Genomic DNA, 12,422 nt, shown 5'->3' with positions numbered 1-12,422 from the left:
ATACATCTTGAAATGCCCCGCGCACAGCCGTGCTTCACCCATGAACTTCCGCGACCACATCCGTTCCCACATCGCGCCCGGTGAACGGGCCCTCGAGTTCGGGGCCTCTTACTCGCCCATCCTGCGCAAGTCCGCCGGCTTCAACGTGTCGGTGGTCGACCACGCAAGCGCGGACGAGCTGCGGCGCAAGTACGCGGACGATCCGAACGTGGACGTCGCGATGATCGAGGAGGTGGACGCCATCGACGACGGCGCCGAGCTCGATGTGCTGCTGCCGCCCGGCGAGCGCTTCGCGCACATCGTTGCCAGCCACGTGTTCGAGCACCTGACCGATCCAATCCATTTCCTGCAGCGCTGCGAGCGCGCGCTGTCGGACACCGGCCGCCTGTACCTGCTGATCCCCGATCGCCGCTACACCTTCGACTACTTCCGCCCGGTCTCGACCACCGGCCAGGTGCTGCAGGCCTTCGTCGACGGACGCCGCCGGCACAACGTAGGCGCGCTCTACGACCAGGCGGCCTACAGCGCCACGCGCGGCGGCGCAGCCGTGTGGGGGCCAGGCTCGCCGGGCCCCTTCGGCATGCCCGGCGTGGCGCATGCGGGCTACGACAACGCGCTGGGCGCCGACCCTGCCACCTACCGCGATTGCCATGCCTGGGTGTTCACGGCCTCCAGCTTCCGGTTGATCATGCAGGAGCTGCGCGAGCTCGGCCTGATCTCGCTGGGCGAGACCTTCTTCCATGACTGCCTGGGTTGCGAGTTCCTGATGGTGCTGCAGCGCGGGGCGCACGGCAGCGGCCTGGACCGGCTGGCCCTGGCACAACAGGCGATGCGCGAGAACATCGAGCATGACGGCGGCGCGCCCGAACAGGCCGCCTACGAACTGCGCTCGCCTCACCCGCAGAACGCGCTGGACCTGATGCGAGGCAGCTGGGTCGGCAGCCTGCCGCCTGCGCTCGGCCTGAGCGCCGGCACGCGCAGCGACCTCTGGGACGACGTGCGCATGCGCTGGCTGGCCGAATCGCTCGGCGGGCTGCAGGGTCGCGACGTGCTGGAGCTGGGCCCGCTGGAGGCCGCACACACCGCAGCGCTGCTGCAGGCTGGCGCACGCTCGGTGCTTGCGATCGAGGCCAACAGGCAGGCCTTTCTCAAGTGCCTGATCGTCAAGGAACTGTGCGGCTTGCGGGACGCCTCGTTCGTGCTGGGCGACTTCATGGGCTTCTTCGCGACCGATGAGCGCCGCTGGCCTCTCATCGTCGCGAGCGGCGTGCTCTACCACATGGCCAATCCGCTCCAGCTGCTGCAGGCGCTGGCCGAGCGCACGGACACCCTGTTTCTTTGGACACACGTGATCGACGACGCCGCAATGCCGCAGGGCGACGCCCGCCGCGACCTGATCGCCGGCGTGGAGAACATCGCCTGGCGCGGCCGCACCGTGCGCTACCACCGGCGCCTGCCCTACGGCCCGGGGCAGCAGCAGGACCCGATCTTCTGCGGCGGGCTCGTGCACGCACCGGCCTGGATGGAACGCGACGCGCTGCTGCAGGTGCTGGCCACGCTCGGCTTCGACGACCTGCGCATCGCCAATGACGAGCCCGACCACCCGGCCGGGCCCGCGCTGTCGATCCTCGCGCGGCGCAGCGTCGCGGCTCAGACCACCGGGTAGCGGTCGTCGCTGATCTGGCGCGGATCCACCGGCCAGTCGACCGTACTGGGCCCGGTCTTGCGAAAGAGCACGCCCGAGCTCAGCATGCCCGGCAGTTCGCGAAAGGCCGTCTCCGCCATCAGGTGCTGCGCGACGATGTAGGCCGGCATGTCGTGCTGCGCTTCGATGATCTCGAAACCTGTGGCGGCATTGAAGAGCGCCTGCCACGCATGGCGCGAAAAGCGGAAGTAGTCGCACGGCTCCTCGTGCAGGCTCCAGGTCTGCGGCGCGAGGATCGCGCCGACGCCGCCGGTGCGCATCACGCGGTTGATCTCGACCGCCGCCTTCCAGGGCATCATCAGGTGCTCGAACACCACGTGCGACATCACCGCGTCGAAGCCTTCGGCCGGCAGGAAGCTGCTGGCCAGGTGGATGTCGCCCACCACGTCCACGTTCGGCCCCGGTACCACGTCCATTCCCGTGTAGTGCCAACCCTCCGGCAGCCAATCGCGCCGCGTCACGCCCATTCGCGCACGCGAGCCCACCTCCAGCAGATGCCCGGGCGGCCGCGTGCACACCATCGACTTGAAGCGATCGAACAGGGCCTCGACCCGGTTCTCGCGCCCGAGCGAGCCGGGTGCGTCAACCACGTGCTCGCGCCCGTCGCTCAGACGGATGCGCAGGCGCGCGGACAGCAACGGCGCAATGTCCTCGCCCACCACCAGCGCCTCGTCGAAGCGGCAGGCCACCGCGACCCGGCCGTGGCGCCCTGCCAGGTCCACGCTCGGCAGCCGGATGCGCGCGAGGACCGCCACCTGCCCGTCGCCCAGAAGCAATTCGATGGCCTGCACCTCGGCGCTGCGCGAGAAGGCATGGCCCGCCAGGCGCAGCACGCCTTGAAAGTGCGAAAAGCGGTCGATACCGAAATGAATGTCGCTCATGGGCGCGGATGTTCGCACGGACCGCGCGCCGCGGCCACCCCGATCGCTCATGCCTTCATCCGGGTCGGCGACGTTCTGAACGTCGATGTGTCGGCCGAACTTTGGCGGGTACTTCGCCGATACCGGAAGCCACGGCGTTGGCTGTGCGCTGCCGCTCAACCCGGAATATTCGGCTCGACCAGCTGGGCCAGCGCCACAAGCGACTCCTGCCAGCCCAGGTAGCACATCTCCACAGGAATCACGTCGGGAATGCCTTCCTGCACGACGGACATGTCGGTGCCGCAGGACACCGCGGTCAGCGTCACGGTGGTCTTCATGGTGCCCGACAGGTTCGGGTCGTCGAACGCCGCGTCGTATGCAATGCGCTGGCCGGGAACGAGTTCCAGGTACTTCCCGCCGAACGAGTGGCTGTGGCCGGTACCAAAGGCGGTGAAGGACATGCGCCAGGCACCGCCGACCACGGGCTCCATGCTGTGGACTTTGCCGGTGAATCCGAAGGGCGGCAGCCAGCGCTCGAACGCGCCGGGTTCGACGAAGGCACGGTAGACCCGCTCCGGCGGAGCGCGCAGCACGCGGTGCAGGCGGACAGTGTTGGTAGCCATGGTGGTGTTCTCCTGAAGTGCAGAGGATGACCCTCAACTGACACGACGAACGAGCCCGCCGAAGATCGACACGGGGCGATCTGCCGCATTCTGCCTTTGCCTTTTGCCTGCCGCTTCAATCCGCGGACGGCCGCGACCGTGGGCGCTCCATCGCCACCGGCGAGGTTCGGAAGCCCAGCTTGGCGAAGAACTCGGCGGCACCCGGTCTTTCCGCCCGCAGCACCCACGTGACATCCGGGCTCGACCCTGCGATGTGTTCGACGAGTGCCTGCCCGATGCCTCGCCGACGAAAGGGCTCGGCGACCACGACCATGGACAGGTATCCGTTGGAGATGCCATCGCCGATGGCGCGCGCAAAGCCGACGATCTCGCCATCTGCCACCGCAATCACCGCCTGCTGCGACGCCGAGATGAGCTGGCCGAGTCGCTCGACGCTACCGATCCGGTGCGCCCATCCGTAGGTCGAAAGGAGGCGATGAACCGCCTCGGCATCGGAAGCGGTCGCGCTGCGGATTTGCATACCTGCTCCAGAAGAGTTGGTTCTGGCCGAACTGTAGCCGCGCGCAGAAACTTTCGGCCGTGAGAGCGCCGCGAGAACCTGCGCGCTTCAGGCCGCCTGCTTCGTCAACTCGGATGCGAAGCGGCCGATCGAAAAACTCTCGATCGGCGTCAAAGTGCGTCCGGTCGCGATCAGCTCCGCCATCGTCTCGCCCACACCGGGGCTGATCGCAAAGCCTTCGCCGTTGAAGCCGAAAGCATAGTGCAGACCCGGCACGCGCGCGCTCGGTCCCATCACGGGCTGCCAATCGGCGGTGTAGCCCTCGATGCCGCTCCAGACGCGAATCAGCTGCACATGCTCGAAGGCCGGCACGAAGCGGCGCAGTTCGCGCAGCTGCCGCAGCACGTTGTCAGGCTTCACGTAGGCGCGGATCTGCTCAGCATGCGCCGGGCCCTTGAGCCCGCCGCCAAAGACAATGTTGCCGCGCGCGATCTGGCGAAAGTACAGGCCCTCATGTTCGACCGGCGAAGACAAACCGATCGACGGACCGATGGCATAGGGCAGCGGCTCGGTCACGCCCATCTGCGGACCGCGCGCTTCCATCGGCACGGCCTCGCCGAACTGTTCGGCCATGCGGTTCGACCAGGCGCCGCAGGCCACCAGCAGTTGCTGCCCACGAAAGCGCCTGCCGTCGGCGGTGTGGGCGATGAAGCCCGCGCCGGCGCGCTCGACATGCATCACCTCGGCATGCTCGACGATGTTGGCGCCGGCGCGCCGCGCCGCCCTCGCAAAGGCCGGGCCGGCCAGGCGCGGATTGGCATGGCCGTCATTCGGCGAGAGCGAACCGCTCACCACCTCGGGCGCGAAGATGCCCCAGCGCTTGCGCAGCTGATCGGCGTTGAAGAGTTCGAGGTCGAGCCCCAGTGGCTTCACGTCCTTGGCGTGCTGCTCGAGCACGGCGGCCTGCTGCTCGGTGTAGCAGACGCGCAGGTGCCCGTAGGGCACGAATTCAAGGTCTTCGCCCAGCAGCTCCTTCACCCGGCCCCAGACGGCGCGCGCACGGTTGGCGAGCGGCATCTGCGCCAGCACGCGGCCCTGGCGGCGCACGTTGCCGAAGTTGGTGCCGCTGGCCTGGCGCCCCACCAGTTCGCGCTCGAGCAGCGTGACCGACAGGCCGTGCTGCTGGCGCAGGAAGAAAGCGGCGGTGGTGCCCATGAGGCCGCCACCGAGGATCAGCACGTCGGTGTCGCTGGTCTTCTCACTCATGCCTGCACCTCGCGCGTGCTCATGGCGAGCGGCTTGACCGGTGCCTGCGAACGAAGGCGGCCCACCAGTTCAATGGGCACGCCGCTGGCCTGCGCCACGATCTCGGCCGAGGCATGGCCGCAGAAGCGGCCCTGGCAGCGGCCCATCCCCACACGGCTGAAGGCCTTGGCGCGGTTGACCTCGTGGCTGTCCATTTCGTTGACGCAGCGCCGCAGTTCGCCGGCGGTGACGGTCTCGCAGCGGCACACCACCGCATCGTCAGGCAGCGCGGCAGCCTGCGCATGCGGCCATGGAAAGGCGCGCGCCAGGCCTTCGCGGAAGCGGTTCATCTGCGCCAGCGTGCGCCGCAGCGCGCTGGCTTCCGCGTCGTAGAGCGCCCGCCCCTCGGCGTGGCCCAGGTCGGCCAATGCCGCGAGCGCGGCGAGACGGCCGGCAGCCTCCGCGCCGTCGGCGCCGAGGATGCAGGCACCGTCGCCCGCCAGGTACACGCCGCGCGTGCTGCTGCGTCCATCGGCATCGATGCGCGGCAGCCACTGCCGGCTCACCGGTTCGAAGTCGAACTCGCAGCGCGCCAGGTCGGCCAGCTGCGTCTCCGCGCGCAAATGCCAGCCGAGGCCGACCGCATCGCACTCGAAGCGCTTCTCCTGCCCCTGGGCGTCGCGCACGGCCACGGCCTGCACGCCCGCGCTGTCGTCGCCGTCGATGCGCAGCGGCGTCACGCCCTGCAGCACCTTCACGCCGGCGCGGCGCAGGCCGCGAATCAGCGCCAGCCCGCGCAGCGCCAGCTGCGGCCGCGCAAGCAACCCGGCCATGGCACGCCAGCTCTTGGACGAAGGCGATGTGTCGAGCACGGCCATCACCTGCGCGCCAGCCTGCACATACTGCGATGCGACCAGGTACAGCAGCGGCCCGCTGCCGAGAAAGACGGTGCGCGCACCGATGGCACAGGCCTGTGCCTTCAGCGCGATCTGCGAGGCACCCAGGCTGTAGCAGCCGGCGCGGTGCCAACCCGGCACGGGCATCAGCCGGTCGGTCGCCCCGGAGCACACGATCAGCGCATCGAACGGCAGCACCTGCGGCTCGCCGCCGCGCACGACGTGCAGCGCGCCTTCGCTGAGGTTCCAGGCCAGCGCGTCGCCTCGGTAGTCGACCTGGTCGCGAAGCGCATCGAAGTCGCGGTGCAGCGCCCGTGCCTTGTCGGCCTCGGTGCCGTAGAGCTTGGCATAAGGGCGCTTGAATCCTTCGGGCTGGCGGCGGTAGATCTGGCCGCCGTCGCGACGGCCTTCGTCGATCACGACGGGCCGCAGGCCCGCCTGCACCAGCGCCTGCGCGGCGCGCACGCCCGCGGGCCCGGCACCCACCACGACCACGCGCGGCGCGCCGCCGGAGGCGCCGCTCATGCGCCAGTCTCCGCGGCTCGACGGGCCAGCAACTGCTTCAGGTCGGGCGTCACGGGCCACTGGCCCGCGGGCGGGCGCGTGAGCACCGACATGCCCGCCTCCACCGTCGTCGAGCAGGCGCGCAACCGCTCGCCGGACGCAGCCCACACCCAACAGTCCTGGCAGGCGCCCATCAGGCAGAAGCCGGCTCGCGCACCGTCGCCGAACTCACTGTCGCGCACCCGGCGGCCCTGGCTCAGCAACGCCACCAGCAGCGTGTCGCCGGCCAGCGCGGTGGCCGCCTGACCGTCGACCTGGAAGGCCAGCGCAGGCCGGTCGGTTTCCGCAAGCCGCACGAAGCGCGCGGGCGGGCGAGAGGAGTTGGACGTGGGTTCGGGCATGGGCACGCGAAAGCGCCGGTCAGCGCGGGTGGGGAAACAGCCGTTCGATCGGGCAATGCGTCTTGATGAACGGCGACTTGATGACGATGTAGCTGAAGTACTTCGAGATGCCGATGTTGCGTTCGAGCAGCTCCTCGATCACTTCCTGGTAGTGGTTCACGCCGCGCGTCAGAAAGCGCAGCAGGTAGTCGTAGCCGCCGCTCACCAGATGGCATTCGAGCACCTCGTCCACCTCGCGGATCGCGGCCTCGAAACGCACGAAGTCTTCGCGGTGATGGTCTTGCAGCGTGACCTCGGTGAACACGGTGAGCGTGTCGCCGAGCTTCTCGAGCCGCAGGTGCGCGCCGTAGCCGGCGATGTAGCCCGCCTGTTCGAGCCGCTTCACGCGGATGAGGCAGGGGCTGGGCGAAAGGCCGACCGCATCCGCGAGGTCGACGTTGGTCATGCGCCCGTTCTGCTGCAGCTGCGCCAGGATACGCAGGTCGAGTCGGTCGATCTTGAAGGCTTCAGACATGGCGGTCCTGAGTGACGGAGAGAGTCCGATTCTGCTTCGCCGGCGGAACTCCGGAACAGTGCTTTCCCGCTCAGGCGGCCAGCGCCGCGCGCACGTCCGCGGCGTCCAGCACCTCGTCGAGTATTTTCTTCAGGCGCGCGAACATCTGCGCGAACTCGTCCTCGGTGAAGGTGAGCGCCGGCGCAAAGCCGAGGATGTTGTCGCCGAAGGCGCGGAACACCAGCCCGTTGCGGTAGCCCGCGGCAAAGATGCGGTCCGACAGGCCGAGCGCCGCATCGAAGCCGCGCTTGCTTTGCTTGTCGCTCACCAGCTCCAGCGCGCCCAACAGGCCGCGATGGCGCGAATCGCCCACCAGCGGATGCGCGCGCAGCGCATCGAGCCCCGCCGCGAAATGGGCCGCGCCGCGCTGGCCGTTGGCGAGCACCCCACCCTCTTCGTAGAGGCGCAGCACCTCGAGCGCGACCGCGGCGCTCACCGGGTGCGCCGAGTAGGTCGCGCCGTGGCCGACCGAGACGCCCGCGGGCGCGCCGTCGGCGATGCCGGCATAGACCTTCTCCGAGAGCATCGTCGCGCCCATCGGCACGTAGCCCGAGGTCAGGCCCTTGGCCATGGTCATCAGGTCGGGTTCCACGCCTTCGGCCTCGCAGGCGAACATGGGGCCGGTGCGGCCGAAGCCGGTGATGACCTCGTCCACGACGAAAAGGATGTCGAGCTCGCGCGCCGCATCGCGCATCGCCTTGAGCCAGCCCTTGGGCGGCACGATGACGCCGCCCGAGCCCTGGATCGGCTCGCAGAAGAAAGCGGCCACGTTGTCGGCGCCGAGCTCGGCCACCTTGGCGCGCAGCGAGGCCACCGACGCGGCGATCAGCGCCTGCGGATCGGCACCTTCCGGGTGGCGGTACGGGTTGGGCGACGGGATGTAGTGCTGCGTGGGCAGCGGCAAATCGAAGCCGCGGTGGAAAGCGGGCAGAGCCGTGAGGCCCGCGCCGGTCGACGAGGAGCCGTGGTAGCCGCGCTCCAGCGCGATGAACTGCTTCTTCGACGGTTTGCCGATCGCGTTGTAGTACTGCACGATGAAGCGCACGGCGGCGTCGACCGCTTCCGAGCCGCCGAGCGTCATGTAGACGCGGGTCAGCGATGCGGGCGTGATCTGCACCAGCTTTTCCGCGAGGCGGATGGCCGGCTCGCTGCTGAAATGAAAGTAGCCGGTGGCGTAGGGCAGCCGCCGCATCTGGTCGGCCGCGGCCTGCACCACGCTCTCCTGGCCGTAGCCCACGTTCACGCACCAGAGGCCCGCGAAGGCGTCGAGCAGCTCGTGGCCGTTCGCATCCGTCAGCCAAGCACCGCGGGCCGAGGCCAGCACGGTGGGGCCGCGCTGCTCGTGCGTGCGCCAGGGCGAGACGGGATGAATGAGGTGGGCACGGTCGATCGCGTCGAGCGTGGCAAGGTGCGGCAATGCGGTGGGGTGCGTCATGGTGGGCTGAGGTCGGGCCTTTGGATGTCCAAAAGCTTAGGCCGCATGCCCCTCGCACGGGTGCTGCTTTGAGGGCCTTGCACAAAGCAGACTGCGGTTGTGCGGGTCGCTACAGCAGATCCTGCCGTCGTGCATTGGTCATGGGCGCCTTCACACCGGCCGCACCCGCCCGGTGGCGGCCACACCCAGCGCCAGGGCCAATATGCCAATCAGCCCGAGCCCCAGCAACTGACCCGCAGGTGTTTGCGCGGACCTGGCCGTCGGGCTGAAGCGCGGCTGGGCGACGAAGTCGCGGAATCCGAAGCGCACGTCGTTGAACAAGTACGGGTAGTAGTAGGTCCGCAACCGCGCATGGAATTCTGCGATGCGGTCCTGGTATGCGAGCTGCGCCTGCAGATCGGTATCGGCTTGGCGATGCAGCGCGGCTTGCGCGCCGACGCCCGGCAGCAGCCAACCCAGGCGTGCGGTCCAGCGCTGGCGCGCGAGCAAGCCTTCGCGGTAAGCCGCCACCTGCGGCGCGACGCTCTCATCGCCAAGCTGCTGAAAGGCGTAGTACCACTTCCAGTGAAAGCCCGAAGGCAGTGGCGCGGTGTGCTTCCATTCGGGGTGCGCGCGGAAGAACTTCTCCATCGTGGCCTCTGGTGGCAGATCCCACGCGCCGTGCACGGCCTGGCGCTGCGCCAGCATCAGCTCCACGCCCTGGTGGACAGGCACCGCGCGCGCAAGCACGGCGTTGGCGATGGTGGGCAGGACGAGGGTCAGCACCGCCCAGCAGCCCATGAGTGCCGTTGCGTTGGCGGCAGAACTTCCGCTTCGCGTTGCCACGATCAGCACCACCCCGCTCCAGACCGCCAGGTACGCCGCCGTGACCAGCAGCGCGGTGGTCAGGGCCGTCATCGGGGTGCCGCTGCAGAGGCCGCCGGCCAGCACTGGCAGCACGAGGCAGGTGAAAACCAGCGCCGCGCGCAGGCCGGCACGACGAAGCCACAGGCGGCGGCCGGCGCCCGGCATGGCCAGGAGCGTACCCAGCCGGCCCGAGCGCCGCTCGCCCGAAACCAGGTCGTACAACAAGGCGATCAGAAACAGCGGCGACAGGTACACCAGCACGAAAGCGAAGTCGAAGCGTCCGGCCACCGCCAGCTCGGGATTGAAACTCTCGCCCTCGTGCAGTTGAGCCTGCAGCGCCAGTGCGCGCACGCGCAACACGTAGGGTGCGGCATCGCGCAGCCCGAGCGCGAGGAAGGCTGTGGGAGACGGAGCATCCCAGGTGCCGTGGAAGGTGTAGTAGGCGGCGGAGCCGGCATCACCGCCGTGGGTGTACTTGCGCGCTTGCGCCGCCAGATCGTGCTGCTGCAGCTCGGCCAGGCGCGCAATCGCCTGCTGCTGGCGCGCAAGCTCGCGCGTGCCCGACAGCACAGCCAGGGCCGTCAGTACCGACAGCAATGCCAGCGCAACCAGAACCAGTCGCGACCGCACCAGCAGGCGCCATTCGTGGGCAAGCCAGCTCATCGCGCGATCCTCCCCAGACGGCGCGTGGCCGGCGCCAACAGGCCGGCGAGCGCGGCCAGCCAAAGCAGCAGCGCACCCGCGGCCGGCGCCGCCTGACGCAGGGCCTCGCTGGGCCGCGCGGCTTCGTAGTGAAAGTCGGCAAAATCGTGCCAGTGTGCTTGGCTGATGCGGCTGTCGCGGCTGGAACGGTCGCCGGCGTAGCTGAGCTTTTCGGCCTGCAGCCGGTTGAGTTCCTGCACCAGTCGATAGCGATGGTGCTCGGCCTGCTCGACGAAGCGACGGTAGTTCTGCAGGTCGGTGCCTGCGGCCGCCATCGAGAAACGGCGCAATGCGATCACCGGGCTCAACAGTGCAAAGCGGTCGATCCGGCGCAACTGAGCGTCCTGTCGCTCGAAGCTGGCGTTGGCATAGCGCTCGAAGAGCGCACTGGTCAGCCGCTCGCCCTCCATGCCCAGCAGGCCCTTGTAGTTGACGGGAAGGTCTTCCACTTTCGAGACGCCGTACTGCGCGAGCACCTGCTTCCTGAAGCCGGCGAAGTAAGGGTCGTCGGGGTCGTGGCTGTCGCCGAGTGCCGCCAGGTCGCGCGCCACCGCCATGTCGGTCTCGAAGCGCATGGGCAGGGCGAGCGTCGAGGCCACGAGTTCGGGCGCCAGGCGCGGCACGAGCACGACACTGACGGCCCAGACCGCCAGCAATGCCACCAGCGCGTCGCGCCCGCGCACGAACCATGCCGACAGGCCGATGATGCCGACGGCCCAGATCAGCAGCCACAACCCGTAGCCCGCCGCCAGCGCGATTGCCAGGCTGGCGGGTGCCTGTGTTGCGACACCGATCCAGGTCAGCGCCAGCAGCGCCGGCAGCATCAGCAACGCGGCCACGCCGCTCAGGGCCAGCAGCTTTCCCGCCACGATTTCTCGCGCTCGAACACCCTGGGCCAACAGGATGCGCAACGTGCCCGACTCGCGCTCGCGCGCCAGGACCGCATGGCCCACGAAGACGAGCAGCAGTGGTGCCAGCACCTGCAGCACGAATGCCGGCGTGAGCTGGCCGAAGCGCAGCAGCAGCGACGACTGCCGTACGTCGCCAAAATTGGCGCTGTTCTGCCGATGGCCTTCGAGGAAGAGCGTGTGGCCCGTATAGGCATCCACTCCGGAATCGAAAGCCGCCAGCGGATTCAGCGGCCGGAACACGAAGTGACCGTAGTGCACCATGCGGTGCGGGTGCCGGTCGGGCTGGCCCTCGAACTCGTGGTCCACCCGTGCCTGGTGGCCCGCGCGCTCGGCGTCCGTGGTGCGGCGCTGTTCCCAGGCCGTGAATGCAGCCGCGGCCGACAACAGCAGCAGCAGCGTCAACCCGAGCACGGCGATGCGGTCGCGCTGCAGCAGGCGCCATTCCTCGCGCGCGATGCGCAGTACCGCGCTCATCGGTGCGCCTCCTGGCCTGCGTAGCGCCGGTGCAATGCGCGTACGTCGAAGCGCTCCGGGCCCGACGCTGCGACTTCCTCGACCAGCCGCCCGCCGTCGATGAAGCCGATGCGATCGGCGACGTCGGCGGCGCTGAGCAGGTCGTGCGTGACCATGAGGATGGCCACCCCCTGCGCACGCAGCAGTTCCAGCAGGCTGTTGAACTCGGCCGTGGCCAGCGGGTCGAGGCCGGAGGTGGGTTCGTCGAGCAGCAGCGCCGGCACCTTGCGTGCCAGCGCCAGCGCGATCGACACTTTCTGGCGCATGCCTTTGGAAAACCCCGCAACGCGCCGCCCGTGCGCCGCAGCGTCCAGGCCAGCGGATGCGAGGGCCTCGTCGATCGCCTGCGCATTGGCGGGCTGGCCCGCGAGATCGAGCAGGTAGGACACGTTCTCGCGCGCGCTCAGGTGCTCGTAGAGCGCCACGTTCTCGGGGATGTATGCGAGCTGGCGCCGTGCGGACGTCGGGTCGGCCACAGGGTCGGTGCCGTTCACACGCACGCGACCACGCGCGGGCTGCACGAAGCCCAGGAACAGGCTCAGCGTGGTGGTCTTGCCGGCGCCGTTGGCGCCCAGCAGCGCGTAGATTTCACCGGCTTCGACCCTGAGGTCCAGCCCGTTCAGGATGGTGTGCCCGCCGTAGCCGGCGACCACGCCGGCGGCTTCGAGGGCAGGATGAGGCGCGGCCGTGGCGCGCGCCGATGGAAGGTTGGTCAAATTCATGACTGCT

Annotated in this window: 12 protein-coding genes; 1 reads left to right on the top strand and 11 read right to left on the bottom strand. The window is 69.1% G+C overall.

What is annotated here, in order from left to right; translation table 11 throughout:
• Positions 1-40 precede the first annotated feature (40 nt).
• Positions 41-1,666, top strand: coding sequence for a class I SAM-dependent methyltransferase (locus ACAM55_RS27570; protein WP_369657436.1), 1,626 nt, complete (start codon positions 41-43; stop codon positions 1,664-1,666).
• Here ACAM55_RS27570 and ACAM55_RS27565 read toward each other — a convergent pair.
• The 11 genes from ACAM55_RS27565 to ACAM55_RS27515 form a co-directional block, all read right to left on the bottom strand.
• On the bottom strand, positions 1,651-2,586 hold the full coding sequence (locus tag ACAM55_RS27565; RefSeq protein WP_369657435.1) for a methyltransferase domain-containing protein: 936 nt from the start codon (positions 2,584-2,586) through the stop codon (positions 1,651-1,653). The genes ACAM55_RS27570 and ACAM55_RS27565 overlap by 16 nt on opposite strands.
• 155 nt (positions 2,587-2,741) lie before the next feature.
• The gene (locus tag ACAM55_RS27560; protein ID WP_369657434.1) at positions 2,742-3,188 is read right to left on the bottom strand and encodes an SRPBCC family protein; all 447 of its coding nucleotides are present in this window, start codon (positions 3,186-3,188) and stop codon (positions 2,742-2,744) included.
• 115 nt (positions 3,189-3,303) lie between these two features.
• On the bottom strand, positions 3,304-3,708 hold the full coding sequence (locus ACAM55_RS27555; protein ID WP_369657433.1) for a GNAT family N-acetyltransferase: 405 nt from the start codon (positions 3,706-3,708) through the stop codon (positions 3,304-3,306).
• 87 nt (positions 3,709-3,795) lie between these two features.
• Positions 3,796-4,953: an NAD(P)/FAD-dependent oxidoreductase gene (locus ACAM55_RS27550; RefSeq protein WP_369657432.1), complete on the bottom strand. Its 1,158-nt coding sequence runs from the start codon at positions 4,951-4,953 to the stop codon at positions 3,796-3,798.
• The gene (locus ACAM55_RS27545) at positions 4,950-6,353 is read right to left on the bottom strand and encodes an FAD-dependent oxidoreductase (RefSeq protein WP_369657431.1); all 1,404 of its coding nucleotides are present in this window, start codon (positions 6,351-6,353) and stop codon (positions 4,950-4,952) included. Before ACAM55_RS27545 ends, ACAM55_RS27550 begins: the two co-directional genes overlap by 4 nt.
• On the bottom strand, positions 6,350-6,733 hold the full coding sequence (locus ACAM55_RS27540) for a (2Fe-2S)-binding protein (RefSeq protein ID WP_369657430.1): 384 nt from the start codon (positions 6,731-6,733) through the stop codon (positions 6,350-6,352). The genes ACAM55_RS27545 and ACAM55_RS27540 overlap by 4 nt, the downstream gene beginning before the upstream one ends.
• A gap of 19 nt (positions 6,734-6,752) precedes the next feature.
• Positions 6,753-7,247 (bottom strand): Lrp/AsnC family transcriptional regulator, encoded by a 495-nt coding sequence (locus tag ACAM55_RS27535; RefSeq protein ID WP_015865681.1) that lies wholly within the window; start codon positions 7,245-7,247, stop codon positions 6,753-6,755.
• Between the two features lie 70 nt (positions 7,248-7,317).
• Entirely contained in the window at positions 7,318-8,721 is a 1,404-nt protein-coding gene (locus tag ACAM55_RS27530) for an aspartate aminotransferase family protein (RefSeq protein WP_369657429.1), read from the bottom strand.
• 150 nt (positions 8,722-8,871) lie between these two features.
• Positions 8,872-10,230: an ABC transporter permease gene (locus tag ACAM55_RS27525; RefSeq protein ID WP_369657428.1), complete on the bottom strand. Its 1,359-nt coding sequence runs from the start codon at positions 10,228-10,230 to the stop codon at positions 8,872-8,874.
• Entirely contained in the window at positions 10,227-11,654 is a 1,428-nt protein-coding gene (locus tag ACAM55_RS27520; protein ID WP_369657427.1) for an ABC transporter permease, read from the bottom strand. The genes ACAM55_RS27525 and ACAM55_RS27520 overlap by 4 nt, the downstream gene beginning before the upstream one ends.
• Positions 11,651-12,415, bottom strand: a complete 765-nt coding sequence (locus ACAM55_RS27515) for an ABC transporter ATP-binding protein (protein WP_369657426.1) — start codon at positions 12,413-12,415, stop codon at positions 11,651-11,653. Before ACAM55_RS27515 ends, ACAM55_RS27520 begins: the two co-directional genes overlap by 4 nt.
• Positions 12,416-12,422: the final 7 nt, after the last annotated feature.

The organism is Variovorax sp. V213 (genome assembly GCF_041154455.1).
Lineage (GTDB): Bacteria > Pseudomonadota > Gammaproteobacteria > Burkholderiales > Burkholderiaceae_C > Variovorax.
Note: the sequence above shows the minus strand (reverse complement) of the source record. Positions and strands in the feature narration are given on the sequence as shown.